Here is a 23,400-nt window from a genome sequence, read left to right on the forward strand (position 1 = left end):
GTACGAGTTTCGATGGAATCAACACCAAGGCCACGACGTCGCGGCGGCAGCCATGTGCGCCGGGACGGTGCCAGCCGGCCCGTCGTCGCGAGCGACGCATCCGGCACGCCTTGCCTGAAAAGTTCGACAAGGATAACAAAAAGCCGTCCAGGTTCCCGCGTATCCCCTTTCGATGATAGAAGGGCATGGCGCGGAACGCTGAACGGCCCAGGCCCGCCGCCGTGCGGCGCGGGCCATCAGACAGCGATGCTGCTTAGTTCTTCGACTGGTCGACCATCTTGTTCTTGGCGATCCACGGCATCATTGCGCGCAGCTTCTCGCCCACCACTTCGATCTCGTGCTCGGCGTTCAGGCGGCGGCGCGAAATCAGCGTCGGGGCACCGGCCTTGTTCTCCAGCAGGAAGCTCTTGGCGTACTCACCGGTCTGGATGTCCTTCAGGCACTGCTTCATCGCCTTCTTGGTCTCTTCGGTCACCACGCGCGGGCCGGTGACGTACTCACCATATTCCGCGTTGTTGGAGATCGAGTAGTTCATGTTGGCGATGCCGCCTTCGTAGATCAGGTCGACGATCAGCTTCAGTTCGTGCAGGCACTCGAAGTAGGCCATTTCCGGCGCGTAGCCGGCTTCCACCAGGGTTTCGAAACCAGCCTTGATCAGCTCGACGGTACCGCCGCACAGCACGGCCTGTTCGCCAAACAGGTCGGTTTCGGTTTCTTCGCGGAAGTTGGTCTCGATGATACCGGCACGGCCGCCGCCGTTGGCGGTGGCGTACGACAGGGCGATGTCACGGGCAGCACCGGACTTGTTCTGGTGCACGGCGATCAGGTGCGGCACGCCGCCACCTTGCGTGTACGTGGCGCGAACGGTGTGGCCCGGGGCCTTCGGCGCAATCATGATCACGTCCAGGTCGGCGCGCGGGATCACTGCACCGTAGTGCACGTTGAAACCGTGGGCAAAGGCCAGCGCTGCGCCTTCCTTGATGTTGTCGTGCACTTCGTTCTTGTACACGTCGGCGATCTGCTCGTCCGGCAGCAGGATCATGACCACGTCCGCGCCCTTGACGGCCTCGGCCACTTCCTTGACTTGCAGGCCGGCGTTGGCGGCCTTGTTCCACGACGCGCCGCTCTTGCGCAGGCCGACCGTCACGTTGACGCCCGAATCCTTCAGGTTCAGCGCGTGGGCGTGGCCCTGCGAGCCGTAACCGATGATGGTGACGTTCTTGCCCTTGATCAGCGAGAGGTCGGCGTCCTTGTCGTAAAACACTTTCATGATAAATCCTTCAATCTCTGTCTTTTATATGAGGGGGGCGGCGTCCTCGTGCGCATTGTGTGCGCACGGATCGCGCCGCCCGGGGGATACTGCTTGAACCTGTTCAGCTGGCTGTGCGAGCGGCTGTGAATCAGACCTTCAGGATGCGCTCGCCGCGGCCGATGCCCGAACCGCCGGTACGGACGGTCTCCAGGATGGCGGTACGGTCGATTGCGTCCAGGAACGCATCGAGCTTCACGCCGTTGCCGGTCAGCTCGATGGTGTAGGTCTTCTCGGTGACATCGATGATGCGGCCGCGGAAGATGTCGGCAGTGCGCTTCATTTCCTCGCGCTCCTTGCCGACCGCGCGCACCTTGACGAGCATCAGCTCGCGCTCGATGTGCGCGCCCTCGGTCAGGTCGACCACCTTGACCACTTCCACCAGCCGGTTCAGGTGCTTGGTGATCTGCTCGATCACGTCATCCGAACCGGTGGTGACGATGGTCATGCGCGACAGCGAGGCGTCCTCGGTCGGCGCCACGGTCAGCGTTTCGATGTTGTACCCGCGGGCCGAGAACAGGCCCACCACGCGCGACAGCGCACCGGCTTCGTTTTCCAGCAGGACCGAAATGATGTGTCGCATTACAGGTCCTCCGCGCCGAGCAGCATTTCGGAAATGCCCTTGCCCGCCTGGACCATCGGCCAGACGTTTTCGGTGGGATCGGTCTGGAAGTCCAGGAACACGGTACGGTCCTTCAGGCGGAACGCCTCGCGCAGCGCCGGCTCGACGTCGGACGTCTTCTCGACGCGCATGCCGATATGCCCGTAGGCCTCGGCCAGCTTGACGAAATCGGGCAGCGCGTCCATGTAGGAGTGCGAGTAGCGGTTGTCGTACTCGATCTCCTGCCATTGGCGCACCATGCCGAGGTAGCCGTTGTTGAGCGAGCAGATCTTCACCGGGGTGTCGTACTGCAGGCAGGTCGACAGTTCCTGGATGCACATCTGGATCGAGCCTTCGCCGGTGATGGTGACGACTTCCTTCTCCGGGAATGCCTTCTTGATGCCCATTGCGTACGGCAGGCCCACGCCCATCGTGCCCAGGCCGCCGGAGTTGATCCAGCGGCGCGGCTCGTTGAACTTGTAGAACTGCGCGGCCCACATCTGGTGCTGGCCGACGTCGGAGCAGATAAAGGCGTCGCCGTGGGTCAGTTCCCAGATCTTTTCCACCACGTACTGCGGCTTGATGATCTCGGAGCTGCGGTCGTACTTCAGGCAGTCCACCGAACGCCATTGCTCGATCTGCTCCCACCACTTGGCCAGGGCTTCGCGCTTGGGCTTGACCTCGCTGGCCTTGAGCTGGGCGATCAGTTCCTGCAGCACGTCCTTGACGTTGCCGACGATGGGGATATCGACCTTGACGCGCTTCGAGATCGACGACGGGTCGATATCGATATGGATGATCTTGCGCGCCTGCGAGGTGAAGTGCGACGGGTTGCCGATCACGCGATCGTCGAAGCGGGCACCGATGGCGATCAGCACGTCGCAGTTCTGCATGGCCATGTTGGCTTCATACGTGCCGTGCATGCCGAGCATGCCGACGAACTGCTTGTGGGTGCCGGGGAACGCGCCCAGGCCCATCAGCGTGTTGGTCACCGGGTGGCCGGTCATCGCGGCCAGCTGGCGCAGCTCATCACTGGCATTGGCCAGCACCACGCCGCCGCCGCTGTAGATGTACGGGCGCTCGGCGTTCTGCAGCAGTGCCACCGCCTTGCGGATCTGGCCCGAGTGACCCTTGTTCACCGGGTTGTACGAGCGCATGTCGATCGACTTGGGGTACTCGTACTTGCAGGCATTGCGCGAGACATCCTTGGGGATGTCCACCACCACCGGGCCCGGACGGCCGGTCGAGGCAATGAAGAACGCCTTCTTGATGGTCGCGGCGAGGTCGCGCACGTCCTTTACCAGGAAATTGTGCTTGACGATCGGGCGGGTGATGCCGACGGTGTCGCACTCCTGAAAGGCGTCCTGGCCAATGGCGTGGGTCGGCACGTTGCCGGTGATCACCACCATCGGGATCGAGTCGAGGTACGCGGTGGCAATGCCCGTGACGGCATTGGTCACGCCGGGACCCGAGGTCACCAGGGCAACGCCCACCTTGCCGGTTGCCCGTGCATAGCCGTCTGCGGCATGGACCGCGGCCTGCTCGTGGCGCACCAGGATGTGCTCGAACTTCTTTTGCTTGTGGAGCTCGTCGTAGATATACAGCACTGCGCCGCCGGGGTAACCCCAGACGTACTGGACGCCTTCTTCGGCAAGTGCGTGAACGAGGATTTCCGCCCCGATCATTTCGGGTGCGGCAGATGAATTGCTGTCTGCGTGGGAGAATTCCGCGCCGGGCATGTTCATTTCAGTCCTTTGCAATTTTCGGCAAAAAATTGTTTGGATGCTCTCTGCCGAACTTGTGGCTCGGGTTCAAGCGGTGCGCGTCTGCATGGAAGACCGCCTCATAAGCGGCCGGATGAGACAACCACTGATGTCGTGTGAACCGTCGATGATACTGCAATGCTCCAGCGCGGTCTATGGTTGTTTTACGCCGAATTCTCAGGGGTTTTACGCAGGGGCGGAGGGCGGATTCCCGCTGCGCAATGTATTTCACCCAATACAAAGTGGTACATGCGCGGTTTTTTTTGCTAGCATCGCAGCACCTTGCCCGTGCTACGGGCCGCACGCAGCACATTCGCAAGGGCCGGGCAATCGACGCCGCAACAAGCTGCACACCAAGCCGCACTCCGCCTGAATGGCCACCGACCAGGAACTGACCGATTTTCTCGCCAGCGTTGAACGCCGCGCCTTCAAGCAGGCCGTGTTCGCGGTCCGCGACGACGAGGCGGCGCTGGATATCGTGCAGGACGCCATGATCAAGCTGGCCGAGAAATACGGCGACAAGGGCGCCGCCGAGTTGCCGCCGCTGTTCCAGCGCATCCTGCAGAACACCATCCATGACTGGTTCCGCCGCCAGAAGGTGCGCAACACCTGGGTCACGCTGTTCTCCAGCCTGCGCGACGACCGCGACGGCGGCGACGACAACGACCTGCTGGAGACGCTGGAGGCGCAGGCCGGCTCCGAATCGGCGGAAAGCAGCGCCGACAAGGTGGAGCGCGCGCAGGTGATGCAGATCATCGAGCAGGAGATCCAGCGCCTGCCGGCGCGTCAACGCGAGGCATTCCTGATGCGTTACTGGGAAGATATGGACGTTGCCGAAACCGCAGCCGCCATGGGCTGCTCCGAGGGCAGCGTCAAGACGCACTGTTCCCGTGCCACGCATACTCTGGCGCAAGCCCTGCGCGCACGGGGGGTCCGACTATGAGCATAAACGAGAGAGAGATCCGCGAACGCCGGTTCGCCCATGAGATTCGCACGGCACTCGATGCAAGTGCCGAGGCTTTGCCGGCCGACATTGCCGAACGGCTCGCCGCCGCGCGCCGGATCGCGCTCGCGCGCAAGAAGGCCGAAGTGGCCGTGCCGGTGCGGCAACTCGCCATGCCGGGACCGCATGTCCCGATGTTCGACGAGGACGACTCGCCGCTGCACCGCGCCGGTGCCTGGCTGCGCCGCCTGGGCCTGATCTGGACGCTGGTGGCGCTGGGCGCCGGCCTGATGGGCATCTATCACTGGCAGCAGCAGAAGCGCGTCGAAGAACTGGCCGATGTCGATGCGGCCATGCTGCTCGACGACCTGCCGCCCACGGCCTACGCCGACGAGGGCTTCCACGTCTTCCTGAAACACGGGCAATAGCATGGCGCCCGCACTGTCCCGCCCCGACGCCCTGCGCCGCCGGCTGGCCGCGCTGCTGCTGGCGGTGGCCGGCACCGCCACTGGCTGGTCGCTGCTGCCGGCGGCCGCGCACGCGCAAGCAGCATCCGGCGCCACTTCGGCATCCGCGGCACCGGCGCCAGCCAGCGTGCGCCCGGCGTGGTCCGAGCTGAGCCCGGTCAACCAGCGCATCCTGGCGCCGCTGCAGCCGCTGTGGAACACCCTGCCCGAACTGAACCGCCGCAAGTGGCTGCGCATCGCCGAGCGCTATCCGAAGTTCTCCCCGGAGGAACAGGCGCGGCTGCAGGAGCGCATGGCTGAATGGGTCAAGATGACGCCGCAGCAACGGCGCCTGGCGCGCGAGAACTACCAGATCACCCGCGCGCTGCCGGCCGATAAGAAGGCCGAGGCATGGGACAAGTACCAGCAACTCCCGGAAGAGCAGAAGAAGAAGCTGGCCGCCGCGGAGCGCGTGCCCAGCCGGCCAGGCGCCGTCAGCGCGCTGCCGAGCACCAAGCGCCTGCCGGGCGGCACCAGCCACACGGTTCGGCACGGGCCCAAGGCCGCCGGCGCGGCCGGCAAACCGGCCAGCGAAACCCAGGCCGCTTCTGCCGCGGCTGCAGCGTCGGCGACTGCGGCCGCAGTGCCGGCAACGGCATCCGTTCCGGCCGCACAGCCAGCCACGGCAGCCACCCCGGCCAGCGCCTCGGCTGCAACCGCACCTGCTGCCGCCGCCAGCACGGCTCCGGCCGCCCCGGAACCCGCTACCGAGGCCGCAGCGGCCTCCGAAGGCACGGCGCGCCAGTAGTCGCCCGCCCGGTCGGTGGTCCGCATGGTGGCCGGCATGCCCTTTGGCATAATGGCTGTCTTGCGCGACCCGCGCCGCGCTTGCTGGCGCCGCCCTTCTTAGCCTGACATGTCCGTTGCCACCACCCTCGATCCCAAGCCCGCCGCAGCCCCGGCGCCCGTGGCACCGCCACTGCGCCGCCGCATTGCCTGCATGCTGTACGAAGGCGTACTGCTGTTCGGCGTGCTGAGCGCCACCACGGCCTGCTACCTGCTGCTGCGTCCGCTGCTGCGGCAGGCCGGCGTGGACGGTCCGCTGACGATCCAGCTGTGGAGCTTCCTGGTGATGGGCCTGTATTTCACTTGGTTCTGGCAGCGCAACGGCCAGACCCTGGCCATGCAGACCTGGCGCATCCGCGTCGAGAACGCCACCGGCGCACCGCCGCGCTGGCCGCAGGCGGCGCTGCGCTATGTGCTGGCCTGGCTATGGCTGCCGCCGTCGGCGGCGCTCGGGCACTGGCTGGGGCTGGTCAAGGGCCCGTTCGTCGGCGTGCTGTGCGCTGGCCTGCTGGTCTGGATCCTGCTGGCGTGGCTCGACCCGCGCCGGCAGTTCCTGCACGACCGCCTCGCCGGCACGCGGCTCGCAGACCTGCGCACGCCCAAGGCATGACGCTCGGCGCCGCCGGCATCCGCCGCCTGGCGCTGGCCGCGCAGGCGGCCGCGGCGCTTGGCATCGGCGCCGCCCTGGTGCGGCTGGCGGGATGGCCCTGGCCGGGCGCGATCGCCGCCGGCGCGGTGGTGATCCTCGGCGGCTTCGCAACCGGCATCGCCATCGCCTTTGCCTTTACCGGGCGCGGCCTGTTGGTGGCGCCAGGCCACCGCCCGCCCGCGCCGCCGCAAGAACTTGCCGCGACACGCCGCCCGCTGCGCTTGCCTGAAGCGCTGCGCTGCTACCTGAACGAGATCCGGTCCGTCCTGCGCATGTTCGACTGGCTGCAGCCGTTCCGCGCCCGCGCGCCCTTTGCCCCGCCCGCCGACGCCCTGCCCGGCCGCGACTCGCCGCCGGTGCTGCTGGTCCACGGCTACGCCTGCGGGCAGGCGATCTGGCTCGACATGCAGCCCGCGCTGGCGGCCGCTGGCTATCGCTGCGAAGGGATCGACCTGCTGCCGGTCTTCGGCGATATCGACGACTATGCGCATGCGCTGCTGGGCGCGATGCTGCGCACGACCGCAGCCTACGGCCGTGCGCCATTGCTGGTGTGCCACAGCATGGGCGGGCTGGTGGCACGCGCGGCGTTGCAGCTGGCTGGCGACGAAGACATCTGCGCCGGCATCGTGACCCTCGGCACCCCGCACCATGGCAGCGCGCTGGCGCGCTTCGGCGGCGGGCACAACGCCGCGCAGATGCGCTGCGGCAGCCCCTGGCTGCGCGCGCTTGCCAGCGCGGAAAGCCCGCGCCTGCGCGCCCGCATGATCTCGGTGTTCAGCTGGCACGACTCGATCGCCGGGCCGCCCTGCACAGGCTGGATCGACGGCGCCGGACATATCGCCCTGTCAGGCATCGGCCATGTGTCGCTGCTGCGGCATCCGGCGGCGATCCAGGCGGTGCTGGATGCGCTGCGGGAGCTGTCGGCACGCGGACGCTAGCCGGCGGCGACGGCATCGCTGCTGTCCCGCTTGCGCCACGGTTTCCCACGCTTCACAAGTCAGTCATGTTTTCGTCACGGCGGCGTCATCGCGCGCTGGCTGAATGCAGCCATCGCCGCTACCGGGACTGCCATGGTGCAAGCACTCCGATCCGCCCGCGGATACCTGTCGAAGGCCGCGCAACTGAAGCAACGGCTGCGCCGCAGCCCCGGCAGCGGCTGGGACACCGCGGCACCGCTGAGCGCATTCCTGCCGCCGGGCCTTGATGCCGCCGCACTCGCGCCGCTGCGCGAGCAGCCGCAAACGTATCCGCCTGAGCCGCACAAGGTCCACCGCTACCGCGCCATCTGGCTGTCCGACATCCACCTGGGCACACCCGGCTGCCAGGCCACCTACCTGCTCGACTTCCTCAAGCACAACGAATCCGACCAGCTCTACCTGGTCGGCGACATCATCGACGGCTGGCAGCTGCGCCGCGGCTGGTACTGGCCGCAAAGCCACAACGACGTCGTGCAGAAACTGCTACGCAAGGCGCGCAAGGGCACCGAGGTGATCTACGTGCCCGGCAACCACGACGAAGCCGCGCGCCAGTTCGACGGCATGGCGTTCGGCGACATCACCGTGCGCGAAGAAGCGGTCCACGTCACCGCCACCGGGCGCCGGCTGTGGGTGGTGCATGGCGACCTGTTCGACGGCGTGGTGCAGCACGCGCGCTGGCTGGCGTACCTGGGCGACTCGCTGTACACGATGATCCTGGCGCTGAACCGGCACTTCAACCGGCTGCGCGCGCGGCTGGGCTTCCCGTACTGGTCGCTGTCGCAGTTCCTGAAGCACCAGGTCAAGAACGCGGTCAACTACATCAGCGCCTTCGAGACCGCAATGGTCGACGAAGCGCGCCGGCGCGGCTGCGATGGCGTGGTCTGCGGCCACATCCACAAGGCCGAGATCCGCGAAGTCAACGGGCAGCTCTACTGCAACGACGGCGACTGGGTGGAAAGCCTGTCGGCGCTGGTCGAGACCATGGAAGGCGAGTTGAAGATCGTCTACTGGACCACGCTGCTGGATCCGCCCGAACCGGCCACCCGTCGCCGGCGCCGTGCCGCGGTGGCGGGCTGATGCTGGCCGCCCGCCAAGCCTGATTCCGCATTGCCCTTCCAACGCCCCCTAGGAGGCTGCATGAAGATCCTGATCGTCACCGATGCCTGGGAACCGCAGGTCAACGGCGTGGTGCGCACGCTCAAGTCCACGCGCCGCGAACTGGAGGCACTGGGCCACACGGTCGACATGATCACGCCGCTGGAATTCCGCACGGTGCCGTGCCCCACCTATCCCGAGATCCGGTTGTCGCTGCTGCCGTCGGCGCGGGTGCGGCGGCGCATCGAAGCCTTCGGCCCCGATGCCCTGCATATCGCCACCGAAGGCCCGCTCGGCCTGGCTGCACGAAGCCACGCGCTGCGCCGGCGCCTGCCCTTCACCACTGCCTACCACACGCGTTTTCCGGAGTACGTGCAGGCGCGCTTCGGCATCCCGCTGGCCTGGACCTACCGCTTCCTGCGCTGGTTCCACGGCCCGGCGCAGTCGGTGATGGCCCCGACTCCGGTGGTGCTCGATGACCTGCACCAGCACGGCATCGACCACGGCGTGCTGTGGTCGCGCGGCGTCGATCTCGACATCTTCACGCCGCAGCGCGCCAACGTGCTCAACACGGCGCACCCGATCTTCCTGTACGTGGGCCGCGTCGCGGTGGAAAAGAACGTCGAGGCCTTCCTGGCGCTCGACCTGCCCGGCTCCAAGTGGGTGGTCGGCGACGGCCCCGCGTTGTCCGCGCTGCGCGCGCGCTATCCGGGCGCCAACTACCTGGGCGTCCTGAGCCAGCCAGAACTGGCCCGGGTGTATGCTTCGGCTGATGTCTTCGTGTTCCCCAGCCGCACCGACACCTTCGGACTGGTGCTGCTGGAAGCGCTGGCCAGCGGCCTGCCGGTGGCGGCGTACCCGGTCACCGGCCCGATCGATGTGCTGGGCGACAGCCCCGCGGGCGTGATGCACGAAGACCTGCGCGAAGCCTGCCTGGAAGCGCTGCGCATCGACCGCGCCACGGCCCGAGCCCATGCCGAACGGTTTTCGTGGCGCGCCGCCTCCGAGCAGTTCCTGGCCCATTTGCGGCCGTTCGCTGCCGGCAGGCCCGGCGGCGCGGCGGCCCAACCCGCATCGCAAAGCCATGCCGAAACCCCACCCGGAACTGCCGTCCGACCCGCCCCTGCAGAGGCCGCCGGCAGCCCAGAGCGCTGACTACACGATCGAGCAGAACCCCCACAAAGGCAACCGCGGCCTGGCACGCGCCTGGCACGCCGCCATCAACTCGCTGTCCGGCCTGCGCTACGCGGTGCTGGAGGAAAGCGCGTTTCGCCAGGAGCTGACACTGGTGGCGATCCTGGCGCCATGCGCCTTCCTGCTGCCCGTGGGGGTGGTTGAACGCATCCTGCTGCTAGGCACGCTGCTGGTGGTGCTGATCGTGGAACTGCTCAACTCCAGCGTCGAGGCGGCCATCGACCGGATCTCGCTGGAACGCCACAGCCTGTCCAAGCGCGCCAAGGATTTCGGCAGCGCCGCGGTGATGCTGGCGCTGGTGCTCTGCGGCGGCACCTGGCTGGCCATTGCCGGGCCTCATGTGGTGCACTGGGTGCGGGCGCTGGCGGGCTGAATTCCGGGCAATGTACGGGCCAGGTACCAGCAGCGAGCCCGCCGGGCAGTGGCGCGGGCCGATTGCTTATAATCGCTACCCTGCCACGATTCACCGATCGACCCATCGCCCGGACGCCCATGGAACCGAAACCGCAAACCGGCCCCCGCCGCACCAAGGACCGCATCCTCGACGTCTCGCTGCGCCTGTTCAACGAAGTCGGCGAACCGAACGTCACCACCACGACGATCGCGGAAGCGATGGAGATCAGCCCCGGCAATCTCTATTACCACTTCCGCAACAAGGACGACATCATCAACTCCATCTTCGTGCGCTTCGAGCAGGAGATGGAGCGCCGCCTGAAGATGCCGGACGACCACAAGGCGACCCTGGACGAGAGCTGGGGCTACCTGCAGTACATGTCCGAGTTCCTGTGGAATTACCGTTTCCTGTACCGCGACATCAACGACCTGCTGGCGCGCAACCGGATGCTGGAGACCAACTTCAAGCGCATCGTCGAGCAGAAGCAGCGCTTCGCGCACGAGATCTGCCGGCAGTTCCTGGAAGACGGCGAGATGGAAGCCACGCCCGAGCAGGTCGAGGCGATCTGCACCAACATGGTGGTGATCGCCACCTACTGGCTGTCGTTCCAGTTCGTGCAGCATCCGCGCCAGTACAACGATCCCGAGCAGATCCGTGGCTACCTGCACGGCTCGAGCTACCACATCTTCTCGATCCTCGCGCCCTACCTGCGCGGCCGCGCGCGCGAGGCCTTCGATCAGCTGGCCCGCGACTACGCGGCGTCCAGGGCAGCCGCCGAAGCGGCAAAGGAAAAGAAGTGAAATCTGTCTGCGTCTATTGCGGCTCCAGCCCCGGCAACCGCCCCGAATATGCCGAGGGCGCGCGCCTGCTCGGCCGCACGCTGGCCGAGCGCGGCCTGGCGCTGGTCTACGGCGGCGGCAAGGTTGGCCTGATGGGCACCGTAGCCGACGCAGTGCTGGAGCACGGCGGCACCGTCGTCGGCATCATCCCGGAAGCGCTGATGCAGAAGGAAGTGGGCCACCGCGGCCTGACGGAGCTGCACGTGGTGCGCAACATGCACGAGCGCAAGCAGATGATGGCCGACCGTGCCGATGCCTTTATCGCCATGCCCGGCGGCGTGGGCACCTTCGAAGAACTGTTCGAGACCTTCACCTGGCTGCAGCTGGGCTATCACGACAAGCCGGTGGGACTGCTCAATGTCGGCGGCTTCTATGACGGCATGCTCGGCTTTCTCGGCCATGCCGTGCAGGAAGGTTTCCTGAAGCAGGTGCATGCCGACCTGCTGCACGTGGCGGACCTGCCCGGCACGCTGCTGGACCAGCTGGCCGCCGCGCCGCGCGTGCGCGTGGACAAGTGGCAGCAGGCCCGCGACAAGACCTGACGCCCGGCGCGGATTCAGCCGCGCTTAGAACGACGAGCCCGGCCGCTGCAGGAACGCCAGTTCCTCCGCCGTGCTCGGCCTGCCAAGCACCGCGTTGCGGTGCGGGAAGCGGCCAAAGCGCGCGATGATCTCGCGGTGCTTGTCGGCCCACTCCACCACATCCACCTTCCCGCCACTGGACTCGCGCAGCTGCGCCATCAGCCGCACCGCCTCGTGCTGGTCTTCCAGCGCTTCCGAATGCTCGAACGGCATGTAGCAGAACATGCGGTGGTAGTCGGTCGGCAGCTCACGGTCCATGCCGGTCGCGACGATGCGCCTGGACAGCGCCAGCGCCTGCGCATCGGTGCCGAAGCTGCGCGGATCATTGCGGAACATGTTGCGCGGGAACTGATCCAGCAGTACCACGCGGGCGCAGGCGCCTGTGGCCGTGACCGACCAGTCGTCCAGTGCGCCCTCGCTGGCGACCTGCCAATCGGACAGGAAGTGCGTGCGGATGCGGGCGTCGAAGTCATCCGACTTGGCGAACCATGCCCGGCGCTCAGTATCCCAGGCCGCCGAACCGGGCTGGTCGAACCAGAAATCGAGCACGCGGCAGGCAGCTTCAGGCAGTTGCACGGACATGGGCGGATGTTTTTTTTCGCAGTAGAAAGGGGATGAAGGCGCCTCAGCGCGCCACGTTGCGCATCCAGTCGGCAGTCTGGAAGAACGCCTGCATCAGGCGCAGCTGCAGCTCCTCGGGCAAGCCGACGTCCTGCATCGCCAGTGCCATGCAGCGCATCCACTGGTCGCGTTCGCTGATGCCGATCTCGAAGGGCATGTGGCGCGCGCGCAGGCGCGGATGGCCGAAGCGCTCGATAAAGTGGTTGGGGCCGCCCAGCCAGCCGCACAGGAACCAGAAGAGCTTGTCGCGCGAGCCGTCCAGCGAAGGCGGGTGGATTGCGCGCAGCCCGGCAAACTGGGTTTCCAGGTCCATCAGGTCGTAGAAGCGGTCGACCAGCTCGCGCACGCGCGCCTCGCCGCCGACGAGTTCGAACGCCGTGACCTCGGGGGTGCCGTCGGCGTTGCCGGATTGTTGATTGGATTCAGTACTCATCACAAACTCGTGAGGTGACGCCGCTCAGGCGTCACGCAAGGTCGCCAGCGCCGGCTGGCGCAGCACTTCGCGCAGGCCCAGCCAGCCGCCGGCAAAAGCGCACAGCATGCCAGAAACCACGCCGACCGGCACGATCCACGCATTGAAGCGGTACGGGAAGTCGAAGACGAACTGCGACAGCCCCCAGCCTACCGCGATCGCGCCCAGGCTCGCCAGCAAGCCAGCCAGCCCGCCGACCACCAGGAACTCCGCATATTGCGTCTGCCGCACCAGCGCCGCCGACGCCCCCAGCGCCTTGAGCAGGCCCGCGTCGCGCATGCGCTCGTCGCGCGCGCCGGACAGCGCCGCGTACAGCACCGTGACCCCTGCAGCCAGCGTGAAGATAAACAGGAACTCCACCGCCGCGATCACCTGGTCCAGGATGTCCTGGATCTGGCGCAGGATCATGTCGGTGTTGACCACCGTGATGTTGGGGAAGGCCGCGATCAGCCTGTTACCCAGCGCCGCGCCAGCCGCGGGCAGGTGGAACGAGGTGATGTAGGTCTCGGGCATGCCCTGCATCGCCGCCGGCGGCAGGATCACGAAAAAATTGACCCGCATCGAACCCCAGTCGAGCTTGCGCAGCGAGGTCACGCGCGCCTGCACCGCCTGGCCGGCCACGTCGAAACGCAGCGTGTCGCCAAGGCGAATCCCCAGCGTCTTGGCAATGCCCTCCTCCACTGAGGCGCCTGCGTCGGTGCCGGCGCTGCCGTCGGACCACCGCCCGGCGATCACGCGGTTGCCCTCCGGCAGCACATTGGTATAGGACAGGTTGAATTCGCGCTCGACCAGGTTGCGCGCGCGGCCTTCCTCGAAGCTGCCGGCCTGGATCGCGCGCTCGCCGATATGGGTCAGGCGCCCGCGCACCATCGGATAAAGCAGGTCGTTGATACCGGCGCCGGCCAGCATCTTGCGCAGCGGCTCGCGCTGGTCCGGCTGGATGTTGATGATGAAGCGGTTGGGCGCGTCGGCCGGCGTGGCGCTGCGCCACGAATCGACCAGGTCGTTGCGGGTCATGCCGAGCAGCAGCAGCGCCATCAGTCCCACCGCCAGCGCCACGGTCTGCAGCACGGTGACGCCGCGGCGGCGCTCCAGCACCGCCAGGGCAAAGCGCCAGCCCATCGACGCCGCGCCGCGCAGGCGTCCGCGCAGCAGGCGCGACAGCAGCGTGAGCAGTCCCAGCGCCAGCAAGCCGAACACCACACCGGCGCCGACGAAGCCGCCCGCGGTGGTCAGCCCGAGGCGCAGGTCGCGCGCCGCCACCAGCAGCAGCGCGACGAAGGCACCCAGGCCGAGCGCGTACGCGACCCACGCCGATACCGGTGGCAGCCCGATATCACGGCGCAGCACCCGCAGCGGCGCCACGCGCGTCAGCGCCAGCAGCGGCGGCAGCGCAAACCCCGTCAGCAGCACCAGTCCCGCCAGCACCCCCACTACCGCCGGCAACGCCGACGGCTGAGGCAGCGACACCTTGAGCAGCCCGCCCAGCGACAGCAGCAGCCCGTAGTGCGCCACATAGCCGATCAGCACCCCCGCCAGCGCACCGGCCGTGCCGATCAGCAGGAATTCCAGCCCGAACGCGCGCAGGATCTGCCCGCGCGACAGCCCCAGGCACTTGTAGACCGCGCAGGCATCGGTGTGGCGCTGCATGTAGCGGCGCGCCGACATCGCAATCGCCACCGCCGCGATCATCGACGACAGCACCGCCACCAGCGACAGGAAGCGCTCGGCCCGGTCGAGCGTGGCGCGCATCTGCGGCTGGCCGGACTCGAGCGACTCGATGCGGGTGTTGCGCAGCTTGCGGCGGCCGATTTCCTCTTGCGCCCATTTCTGGTACGCGGCACCGGCGGCGTCGGGGCCGGCCACCAGCAGCCGGTAGGTCACGCGGCTGCCCCAGCCAATCAGGCCGGTGCCTTCAAGGTCCGACAGCGGCATCAGCACGCGCGGCGCGAAGTTCATGAAGCCCGTGCCGCGGTCCATCTCCTGCGTGATGATGCGGTCGATGCGGAAGGTGCGGCTGCCGAGCTGCAGCGCATCGCCCACGCTCACGCCGAGCGCGCCCAGCAGCGCTTCGTCGACCCATACCGTGCCTGGCGCGGGAATGCCTTCGGCGGGCGCGTCCGGCGTGCCAGGCGCGTTGGCCACCCTGAGCTTGCCGCGCAGCGGATAGCCGTAGGTCACGGCCTTGAGCGCGGCCAGCTGGCTGGGCGCGTCGGCGCCGGCCGCGCGCGGCTTGCCGCTGGCCGTGGCCATGCTCGGAAAGGTCACCGTCTGCGCCACCGCCAGACCCTGCCGCCCGGCACGCTGCGCGAAGGCGGCGTCGAACGGATGGTCCGAGACCAGCAGCACGTCGGCGGCGATCATCTGCCGCGCATCGCGCTCCAGCCCCAGCCGCATGCGGTCGGCCATGAAGCCGACGCTGGTCAGCGCCGCCACCGCCAGCACCAGCGCGAACAGCAGCAGGTAAAGCTCGCCGGCGAGCCAGTCGCGGCGCGCCATGCGCAGTGCCTGGCGCCAGGCGGAAAACCTGCTGGCTTGCGCGGTGCTCGCGCCGGCGGTGGGACTGGCGTTGGTGGTCGGGGCGTCGATGGCGGACTCGGGGGGCATCGGTTGTTCGGTTCTTTGTTCGTTAATTGTTCAATAATTGTTCAATTAAGGCGCTAAGGCGGTCCCGGCGGTCCCGGCCGTCCCGTCCGCGCGCTGCTGCTGCGCAGCGTGGCATGCAGCCGGCGCACACCGCGCCACAGCCTCGGCAGCAGCCAGATGGCGGCCACCAGGAACAGGACCAGCACCACCAGGAACACCACCGGCAGGAAAAACGCCAGCATCAGGCTACCGGTCGCAGTCAGGTCCTCGGTGAATGAGGCCGCCCAGTTGGAAAACGGTTCCGGCGAAACGTTGATCAGCGCGCGCGTGCCGGCCTTGGCAGCATGCGCGGTGGCGGCCAGCGTGCCGCCGATCAGCCCGGCCGCCACCATCCACTGCGGGTCGAGCTGACCGAACGCGGCGGCCGCCAGGATCGCGCCGGCGGGGATGCGCACGAAGGTATGGATGCCGTCCCAGACCGAGTCGAAGCCCGGCACCTTGTCGGCGATGAACTCGGCCACGGCCAGCGCCGCGGCCACGCCGATCACCCACCAGGATTCCAGCGGCTGCAGCCCGGGCGGCAGTTCCAGCAAGCCCAGACGTGCCAGCACGCCTGCGGCGAACACGGCGAGGTAAAGACGAAAACCGCTGGCCCAGGACATGCCCGCGGCCAGCGCGGCGGTTTCCAGCATGGTGCTCCTTGCAAGGCCGGGCGCGCGCGGGGCACACGTCCTGGCAAGGAGTGTAATACGACCGCAGCAGACGGGCAGCGCCGCCCGTCATGCCAACCGCAGGCGGCCCGGCTTGCCGCTCAGCTCCCTTCCTTGCCGTCCGGCCCGAACCAGGGCAGCGCTTCCTGTGGCATCAGCACCCCGGCCGGTTCGGCCATGGCGTAGCCGGGCAGCGCCTCGATACGTTTGGCAAACGCCGGATCGGCCAGCAAGGCCATCAGCGCCGCCATCCAGCCGGCGGTCTGGTCGTTCTTGCGCAACGCCAGGTAATAGGCCTCGCGCGTCAGCGGCACGAAGGCCAGGCCGTGGCTTTCTGCGTTCATGCGCAGCCCGAAGCCGACCTGGGCACGGCCGCCATGCACCGCTTCGCCCACTTTCTCGTTGCTGAACTCGGTGTCCTCGTAGCCGGCGATCTGGTCCGGATACAGGCCCTGCGCCGCCAGCAGCTGGTCGAACAGCATGCGCGTACCCGAGCTGCGCTGCCGGTTGATGAAGCGCGCCTGGGTGCGCACCAGGTCGCGCAGGTCGCGGATCTCGCGCGCCAGTTCCGGCGCCACGATCAACCCCTGCTCGCGCCACGCCAGGCGCAGCAGCCGTACCGACGCCGGCCGCAGCCACTTGCGCAGCGTCACATGCGCCACCGATCCGGCGGTCTGCACCGGCGACACGTAGAAGCCCGCCAGCTCCGACTGCCGCTCCTGCAGGCAGACCAATCCTTCCACGCTGCCGCAGAAGACGGTGTCGAGTTGCAGCGGCGTGGCCGCCTCCCCCAGCGCTGTGGCCAGCAGTTCCACCGCCGGATCATGGCTGCCTGTGAAGTGCACGCCGGATTGAGGCTGTTGCGCATCATCCAGCTCGGCGATGAACTCCGCCATGGCCTTCTGCACTACCGGGTCGACCGACTCGCGCAAGCGCAGCTCGGCACGCAGCAGCCGCTCGCCAAAGCGTGTCAACGACGCCCCGCGGCCGCGCTCCATGTCGAGCATGGTGCGCCCCAGCATCTCTTCCCACGTGCGCATCACGCCCCAGGCATGGCGGTATGACAAGCCGATCTCGCGCGCTGCGCGATGCAAGGACCCAGTCTCGCGCACCGCCTTGAGCAGCTGAAAGACCTTGTCGTTGGCACGCGGATTGTCGTCAGGCGCGATGACCGGGAACAAGTCAAAGCGGAAGGTCATATGTGCTCCGCCTCATATTTACTTCTGAAATCCCGCTGAACCACAATGAACACCCCATGTTTCTTGTCTTTCGTTGCATTCTCCCTGAGAGCGACAGCGAAAGGCAATTATGTCCATCAAAACATAACCAAGAGGGTCACAGCATGCCGCCGCGCCACACCGCCAGCCCGCTCCGCCACCTGCGCCGCACTACCGCCGTTGCCTGCCTGGCCCTGTTGTCGGCCGCGCACGCCGGCGAACTGAAGCTCGCCACCACCACCAGCACCGAAAACTCGGGTCTGCTGAAGTACCTGCTGCCCCGCTTCGAGCAGAAGTCCGGTGTCACCGTCAAGGTGATCGCCGTCGGCTCCGGCAAGGCGATGAAAATGGGCGAGATGGGCGACGTCGACGTGCTGCTGGTCCACGCCCGCAAGATGGAAGACGCCTTCGTCTCCGCCGGCTACGGCGTCAACCGGCGCGATGTGATGTACAACGACTTCATCGTGGTCGGCCCGGCCAATGACCCTGCCGGCGTGAAGGGCGGCAAAGACGTGCTCGCCGGCTTCCGCAAGCTCGCCGGCAGCGGCAGCAAGTTCATCTCGCGCGGCGACAACTCCGGCACCGACGTGATGGAGAAGGAGTACTGGAAAGAGATCGGCATCGAGCCCAAGGGCAAGCCGTGGTACGTCAGCGCCGGGCTGGGCATGGGCGAGGTATTGACCATGGCCGCGCAGATGCCAGGCTACACGCTGTCAGACCGCGCCACCTACGGGGCGTACCGCGCCAAGACGGGACTGGCCATTGCCATCGAAGGCGACCCGAAGATGTTCAACCCGTACGGGATCATCGCGGTCAATCCGGCCAGGCACGCAGGCACCAACTATGCGGACGCGATGAAACTGGTGGAGTGGATCACGTCGAAGGAAGGGCAGGACGCGATCGCCAGCTACAAGGTAGAGGGGGAGCAGCTGTTCTTCCCGAGCTTCATGGCGCAGACCGCGCAGAAGTAAGAAAGACGCCGGCGGGGCATCACCCCGCCCCCCCCTCCAGCCGCGGCAGCTGGGGCAGGTCCGCCGCCACCTCCGCGATCATCCGCCGGATCCACATGATGTCCGGCGCCGCATGGCAGCGCTCGTGCCACAGCTGGTAGAAGCGCATGCGCGGGAACGACACCGGCGACGGCACCATCCGGATCGGCAGGTACTGCGCATAATGCGCCGCGAACTGGCGGCCGGTGGTGAAGACCATGTCGGTTTTCATCAGCACATACGGCACCAGTCCGAAATACGGCAGCGTCACCTGGATATTGCGCTTGTAGCCCTGCTCGGCGAGCGCCTGGTCGATCATGCTGCGCTGCATCGACGCATACGGCGCCGGTGCGAGGTGCGGCATTTCCAGGTAATGCTTCAGCGTCAGCCCCTTGCGCGCCAGCGGGTGCTGCGCGCCCAGCATGCACACCACCTCATCGTCGAACAGCGGCGAGATATGCAGGTGTTCCGGCGGCGACAGCCAGTTGCCGACCACGATATCCAGCTGGCCCTGCTCCAGGTCGTCCAGGAAGTCCGACGACGACGTCATCGGATGCACGAACAGCTTGGCGCCCGGCGCCAGCCGGCGCACGCGCTCGACGATATTGGGCAGGAAGAAGGCGTCCAGGTAGTCCGGCGCGCCCAGGTGGAAGGTGCGCGTGGTGGTGGCCGGGTCGAACTGCTGCGGCGGGCGGGCGATGCGATCCATCGCCGCGAGGCTTTGCTCGGCCAGCGCCAGCAGCTCGCGGCCACGCTCGGTCGGCACCATGCCGTTCTTGCCCCGCACCAGGATGGCGTCGCCGGTGATCTCGCGCAGGCGCTTCAGGGTGTTGCTGATGGCGGGCTGCGACTGGCCCAGGCGCACGGCGGTACGGGTCACGCTCTGCTCGGTCAGCAGGGTGTGGAGCACCCGCAGCAAATAAGTATCGAGATGGTCGCGTCCGTGCATGGCGATGGGCAGCCCTCCGGCGGGGGCCGGATGGGTGGCGTGAGGGATGGGAACGGCGCATAGTGTATGACACGCACCCCACAATCGGTCAAATCCGCATCCCGCTCGGTGCGGCCGGGCACCGACTGGCGTGCCCGCTGATGGCGCATATCACCTGGGCCGAATATTGCAAGAAACGTGGCGATGCTATGTTTCCGCCATCCCCAAGAGAGAGAAGACCATGGAGACGCAAACCATCCGCTTTTTCCACCGCGGCCAGGTCAAGGAAGTATCCGACGCCCCCATTACCCGCACCGTGCTGCAGTACCTGCGTGAAGACGCCCGCTGCACCGGCACCAAGGAAGGCTGCGCCGAAGGCGACTGCGGCGCCTGTACCGTCGTCATCGGCGAGCTGCAGGACGGCGGCGACGTCGAATTCAAGGCGGTCAATGCCTGCATCCAGTTCCTGCCCACGCTCGACGGCAAGGCCCTGATCACGGTCGAGGACCTGCGCCAGGCCGACGGCACCCTGCACCCGGTGCAGGAAGCCATGGTCGAGTGCCACGGCTCGCAGTGCGGCTTCTGCACCCCCGGCTTCGTGATGTCGCTGTGGGCGCTGTACCAGCAGCACACCCCGGGTGGCGAGGCACCGTCACGCCAGACCATCTGCGACGCGCTGACCGGCAACCTGTGCCGCTGCACCGGCTACCGCCCGATCATCGACGCCGGCGAGCGCATGATGGCCCTGCCCGCGCCGACGGACGGCAAGCTCGACCCGAAGCAGATCGCCGACACGCTGCGCAACCTCAAGCGCGGCGAGACCTTCCGCTACCGCGCGCAGGGCCAGGACTTCTTCGCGCCGCGCACCGCGGCCGAGTTCGGCGCCATCAAGGCGGCGCAGCCCGATATCCGCATCCTGGCGGGCAGCACCGACGTCGGCCTGTGGGTGACCAAGCAGTTCCGCGAGCTGGGCAACCTGCTCTACGTGGGCCAAGTGGAGGAGCTGAACCGGATCGAGGAACGCGACGGCATGGTCGAGATCGGCGCCGCGGTCACGCTGGAGAAGGCCTATGCCGCGCTGAATGCCGCGCATCCGGAACTGGAAGAAATGTGGAAGCGCTTCGCTTCCCTGCCGATCCGCAATGCCGGCACGCTGGGCGGCAACATCGCCAACGGCTCGCCGATCGGCGACTCGATGCCGGCACTGATTGCGCTGGGCACGGAAGTGGTGCTGCAGCTTGGCGAAACCCGCCGCACCCTGCCCCTGGAAGACCTGTACCTGGCCTACCAGAAGACCGCCATGCAGCCAGGCGAATTCGTCGCGGCGCTGCGCGTGCCGGTGGCGGGGCCCCAGCACTTCCGCACCTACAAGTTGTCCAAACGTTTTGACGAGGATATCTCAGCCGTGTGTGCCGCATTCGGCATCACCGTGCAGGACGGCATCGTCAGCGAGGCGCGCATCGCCTTCGGCGGCATGGCCGCCACGCCCAGGCGCGCGGCCGCCACGGAAGCGGCCCTGACCGGCCAGCCGTGGAATGAAGCCACCGCCCGCGCCGGCATGGCCGCGCTGTCGCTGGACTACACCCCGCTGACCGATATGCGCGCGACCGCGTCGTACCGCAGCCGCGGCGCCGCCAACCTGCTGTACCGCTTCTGGCTGGAAACCACCAGCGCAGCGCTGCCCGCGGCAGCCGTCAATGTCCGTGCGCCCGGCGCCGGCACCATCGCAATCGTCACGGCCTGAGAGAAAAAGGAAATCGGCATGAACAAGCAAACCGAACCCTTCCTGCTCGACGCCGGCATTACCGCCGAGGCCGTGCCGCAGGTCGGCATCTCGCGTCCGCATGAATCCGCCCACCTGCACGTGGCCGGCACCGCCACCTATACGGACGACATCCCCGAGCTGGCCGGCACGCTGCACGCCGCCCTCGGCATGAGCAGCCGCGCGCACGCCCGCATCAAGTCGATCTCGCTCGACAAGGTCCGCGCCGCGCCCGGCGTGGTGTCCGTGCTGACGGTGGACGACATCCCCGGCACCAACGACTGCGGCCCGATCATCCACGACGACCCGATCCTGGCGCGCGACGTGGTGCAGTTCATCGGCCAGCCGGTCTTTATCGTGGTGGCGACCTCGCATGATGCCGCCCGCCGCGCCGCCCGCCTCGGCGTGATCGAGTATGAAGACCTGGCGCCGGTGCTGTCGCCGGAAGCCGCGCACGAAGCCGGCAGCTATGTGCTGCCGCCGATGCATCTCAAGCGCGGCGAGGCGGCCAGCCATATCGCCGGCGCTGCCCATCAGGACGGCGGCAAGATCCACCTTGGCGGGCAGGAACAGTTCTACCTGGAAGGCCAGATTTCCTACGCCGCCCCGCGCGAGAACGACGGCATGCAGGTGTGGTGCTCGACCCAGCACCCGACCGAAATGCAGCACGCCGTGTGCCATATGCTGGGCTGGCAGGCGCACCAGGTGCTGGTCGAATGCCGCCGCATGGGCGGGGGCTTCGGCGGCAAGGAATCGCAGTCGGCGCTGTTCGCCTGCTGCGCCGCGCTGGCCGCGTGGAAGCTGATGTGCCCGGTCAAGCTGCGTCCGGACCGCGACGACGACATGATGATCACCGGCAAGCGCCATGACTTCGTGTTCGACTACGAAGTGGGCCACGATGACGACGGCCACATCGAGGGCGTCAAGGTCCAGATGGTGTCGCGCGCCGGCTTCTCGGCCGACCTGTCGGGCCCGGTGATGACCCGCGCCATCTGCCACTTCGACAACGCCTACTGGCTGCCGAACGTGCAGATCGACGGTTACTGCGGCAAGACCAATACGCAGAGCAATACCGCCTTCCGCGGCTTCGGCGGCCCGCAGGGCGCGTTCGCGATCGAGTACATCCTGGACAACGTGGCGCGCAACGTCGGCAAGGATTCGCTCGAGGTGCGCCGCGCCAATTTCTACGGCAAGACCGAAAACAACGTCACGCCGTACGGGCAGACCGTCGAAGACAACGTCATCCATGAGCTGATCGACGAACTGGTCGCGACCAGCGCATACCGCGCACGCCGCGAGGCCACGCGCGCCTTCAACGCGCAGAGCCCGATCCTGAAGAAGGGCATCGCCATCACCCCGGTGAAGTTCGGCATCTCGTTCAACGTGGCCCACTTCAACCAGGCCGGTGCGCTGGTGCACGTCTACAACGACGGCTCGGTGCTGGTGAATCACGGCGGCACCGAAATGGGCCAGGGCCTGAACACCAAGGTGGCAATGGTGGTGGCGCATGAGCTGGGCATCCGCATGGAGCGCGTGCGCGTGACCGCGACCGATACCAGCAAGGTGGCCAATACCTCGGCGACCGCCGCGTCGACCGGCGCCGACCTGAACGGCAAGGCCGCGCAGGATGCCGCCCGCCAGATCCGCGAGCGCCTGGCTGTGTTTGCCGCGCGCAAGGCCGGCGTGGAGCCGTCCGAAGTGCGCTTCAACGACGACCTGGTCAGCGCCGGCGAGCTGCGCGTGTCCTTCGGCGAGCTGGCGCGCGAGGCCTACGTGGCGCGCGTGCAGCTGTGGTCCGACGGCTTCTACACCACGCCCAAGCTGCACTGGGACCAGAGCAAGCTGCAGGGCCGCCCGTTCTACTACTACGCCTACGGCGCCGCCTGCTCCGAGGTTCTGGTCGACACGCTCACCGGCGAATGGAAGCTGCTGCGCGCCGATGCGCTGCACGACGCCGGCCGCTCGCTGAACCCGGCGCTGGATATCGGCCAGGTCGAGGGCGCGTTCATCCAGGGCATGGGCTGGCTGACCACCGAGGAACTGTGGTGGAACAAGGAGGGCAAGCTGATGACGCACGCCCCGTCCACGTACAAGATCCCGACGGTCAACGACTGCCCCGAGGAATTCAACGTGCGCCTGTTCCAGAACCAGAACGTCGAGGACAGCATCCACCGCTCCAAGGCGGTGGGCGAGCCGCCGCTGCTGCTGCCGTTCTCGGTGTTCTTTGCGATCCGCGACGCGATTGCGGCGGTGGGCGACTACCGCATCAATCCGCCGCTGAAGGCGCCCGCCACCAGCGAGGCGATCCTCGACGCCGTGGAAGCGGTTCGCGAAGCGGCAGCGCAGGCTGCCTGATCGCGGCAACGAAGCGATCACAAGGAAGCGCGCGCCCGCGGGCTCCCCGGACTTTCCCCCCGTGCCTGCCTTGACAGGCACGGGGCCGGCGGACGAAGCAGGCGCGCGCCCACCCCGCCCCAG

General features: G+C 67.4%; 22 protein-coding genes. 13 read left to right on the forward strand and 9 right to left on the reverse strand.

Features of this window, described 5'->3' with window-relative positions:
* Positions 1-253 precede the first annotated feature (253 nt).
* The 3 genes from ilvC to K309_RS0101590 form a co-directional block, all read right to left on the reverse strand.
* Positions 254-1,270, reverse strand: coding sequence for a ketol-acid reductoisomerase (ilvC, locus tag K309_RS0101580; protein WP_029044781.1), 1,017 nt, complete (start codon positions 1,268-1,270; stop codon positions 254-256).
* A 130-nt stretch (positions 1,271-1,400) separates the two neighbouring features.
* Positions 1,401-1,892 (reverse strand): acetolactate synthase small subunit, encoded by a 492-nt coding sequence (gene ilvN, locus K309_RS0101585; protein ID WP_029044782.1) that lies wholly within the window; start codon positions 1,890-1,892, stop codon positions 1,401-1,403.
* Positions 1,892-3,655: an acetolactate synthase 3 catalytic subunit gene (locus tag K309_RS0101590; RefSeq protein WP_029044783.1), complete on the reverse strand. Its 1,764-nt coding sequence runs from the start codon at positions 3,653-3,655 to the stop codon at positions 1,892-1,894. Before K309_RS0101590 ends, ilvN begins: the two co-directional genes overlap by 1 nt.
* A gap of 391 nt (positions 3,656-4,046) precedes the next feature.
* Between K309_RS0101590 and K309_RS0101595 the strand changes: the two genes are divergently transcribed.
* From K309_RS0101595 to K309_RS0101640, 10 genes are all read left to right on the forward strand, one after another.
* Positions 4,047-4,616 (forward strand): RNA polymerase sigma factor, encoded by a 570-nt coding sequence (locus K309_RS0101595; protein ID WP_029044784.1) that lies wholly within the window; start codon positions 4,047-4,049, stop codon positions 4,614-4,616.
* Complete coding sequence (locus tag K309_RS0101600; RefSeq protein ID WP_035876496.1) at positions 4,613-5,044, forward strand: DUF3619 family protein; 432 nt, start codon at positions 4,613-4,615, stop codon at positions 5,042-5,044. Before K309_RS0101595 ends, K309_RS0101600 begins: the two co-directional genes overlap by 4 nt.
* 1 nt (position 5,045) lies before the next feature.
* Entirely contained in the window at positions 5,046-5,870 is an 825-nt protein-coding gene (locus K309_RS0101605) for a DUF3106 domain-containing protein (protein ID WP_029044786.1), read from the forward strand.
* Between the two features lie 108 nt (positions 5,871-5,978).
* Positions 5,979-6,518 carry an RDD family protein gene (locus K309_RS0101610; protein ID WP_029044787.1) on the forward strand — a complete coding sequence of 180 codons (540 nt, stop codon included), beginning with the start codon at positions 5,979-5,981 and terminating at the stop codon, positions 6,516-6,518.
* Positions 6,515-7,495, forward strand: coding sequence for a lipase family alpha/beta hydrolase (locus tag K309_RS0101615; RefSeq protein ID WP_029044788.1), 981 nt, complete (start codon positions 6,515-6,517; stop codon positions 7,493-7,495). The genes K309_RS0101610 and K309_RS0101615 overlap by 4 nt, the downstream gene beginning before the upstream one ends.
* Before the next feature lie 132 nt (positions 7,496-7,627).
* On the forward strand, positions 7,628-8,611 hold the full coding sequence (locus K309_RS0101620; protein WP_029044789.1) for a UDP-2,3-diacylglucosamine diphosphatase: 984 nt from the start codon (positions 7,628-7,630) through the stop codon (positions 8,609-8,611).
* A 60-nt stretch (positions 8,612-8,671) separates the two neighbouring features.
* Positions 8,672-9,784: a glycosyltransferase family 4 protein gene (locus K309_RS0101625; protein ID WP_029044790.1), complete on the forward strand. Its 1,113-nt coding sequence runs from the start codon at positions 8,672-8,674 to the stop codon at positions 9,782-9,784.
* Entirely contained in the window at positions 9,714-10,196 is a 483-nt protein-coding gene (locus K309_RS35705; protein WP_084402327.1) for a diacylglycerol kinase, read from the forward strand. Before K309_RS0101625 ends, K309_RS35705 begins: the two co-directional genes overlap by 71 nt.
* A gap of 119 nt (positions 10,197-10,315) precedes the next feature.
* Positions 10,316-11,017 (forward strand): TetR/AcrR family transcriptional regulator, encoded by a 702-nt coding sequence (locus tag K309_RS0101635; protein WP_029044791.1) that lies wholly within the window; start codon positions 10,316-10,318, stop codon positions 11,015-11,017.
* On the forward strand, positions 11,014-11,598 hold the full coding sequence (locus K309_RS0101640) for an LOG family protein (protein WP_029044792.1): 585 nt from the start codon (positions 11,014-11,016) through the stop codon (positions 11,596-11,598). Before K309_RS0101635 ends, K309_RS0101640 begins: the two co-directional genes overlap by 4 nt.
* Before the next feature lie 24 nt (positions 11,599-11,622).
* Here K309_RS0101640 and K309_RS0101645 read toward each other — a convergent pair whose 3' ends face one another.
* The 5 genes from K309_RS0101645 to K309_RS0101665 form a co-directional block, all read right to left on the reverse strand.
* Positions 11,623-12,219 carry a DUF924 family protein gene (locus tag K309_RS0101645; RefSeq protein WP_029044793.1) on the reverse strand — a complete coding sequence of 199 codons (597 nt, stop codon included), beginning with the start codon at positions 12,217-12,219 and terminating at the stop codon, positions 11,623-11,625.
* Between the two features lie 43 nt (positions 12,220-12,262).
* Entirely contained in the window at positions 12,263-12,691 is a 429-nt protein-coding gene (locus K309_RS0101650) for a group II truncated hemoglobin (RefSeq protein WP_029044794.1), read from the reverse strand.
* 24 nt (positions 12,692-12,715) lie between these two features.
* Positions 12,716-15,337, reverse strand: a complete 2,622-nt coding sequence (locus K309_RS0101655; RefSeq protein ID WP_029044795.1) for an ABC transporter permease — start codon at positions 15,335-15,337, stop codon at positions 12,716-12,718.
* Positions 15,338-15,390: 53 nt separating this feature from the next.
* Positions 15,391-16,008 (reverse strand): DUF4126 domain-containing protein, encoded by a 618-nt coding sequence (locus K309_RS0101660; protein ID WP_029044796.1) that lies wholly within the window; start codon positions 16,006-16,008, stop codon positions 15,391-15,393.
* 119 nt (positions 16,009-16,127) lie between these two features.
* Positions 16,128-17,225, reverse strand: a complete 1,098-nt coding sequence (locus K309_RS0101665; RefSeq protein WP_029044797.1) for a substrate-binding domain-containing protein — start codon at positions 17,223-17,225, stop codon at positions 16,128-16,130.
* Positions 17,226-17,368: 143 nt separating this feature from the next.
* Between K309_RS0101665 and K309_RS0101670 the strand changes: the two genes are divergently transcribed.
* Positions 17,369-18,214, forward strand: coding sequence for an ABC transporter substrate-binding protein (locus K309_RS0101670; RefSeq protein WP_029044798.1), 846 nt, complete (start codon positions 17,369-17,371; stop codon positions 18,212-18,214).
* Between the two features lie 19 nt (positions 18,215-18,233).
* On the opposite strand, the gene K309_RS0101675 is transcribed toward K309_RS0101670, so the two are convergent.
* Entirely contained in the window at positions 18,234-19,181 is a 948-nt protein-coding gene (locus K309_RS0101675) for a LysR substrate-binding domain-containing protein (protein ID WP_029044799.1), read from the reverse strand.
* A gap of 220 nt (positions 19,182-19,401) precedes the next feature.
* On the opposite strand from K309_RS0101675, the gene xdhA reads away from it, so the two are divergent.
* The gene (gene xdhA, locus K309_RS0101680) at positions 19,402-20,904 is read left to right on the forward strand and encodes a xanthine dehydrogenase small subunit (RefSeq protein WP_029044800.1); all 1,503 of its coding nucleotides are present in this window, start codon (positions 19,402-19,404) and stop codon (positions 20,902-20,904) included.
* An 18-nt stretch (positions 20,905-20,922) separates the two neighbouring features.
* Positions 20,923-23,277: a xanthine dehydrogenase molybdopterin binding subunit gene (xdhB, locus tag K309_RS0101685; RefSeq protein WP_029044801.1), complete on the forward strand. Its 2,355-nt coding sequence runs from the start codon at positions 20,923-20,925 to the stop codon at positions 23,275-23,277.
* Positions 23,278-23,400: the final 123 nt, after the last annotated feature.

The sequence above is a fragment of the Cupriavidus phytohabitans genome, from assembly GCF_000426345.1.
Classification (GTDB): Bacteria; Pseudomonadota; Gammaproteobacteria; order Burkholderiales; family Burkholderiaceae; genus Cupriavidus.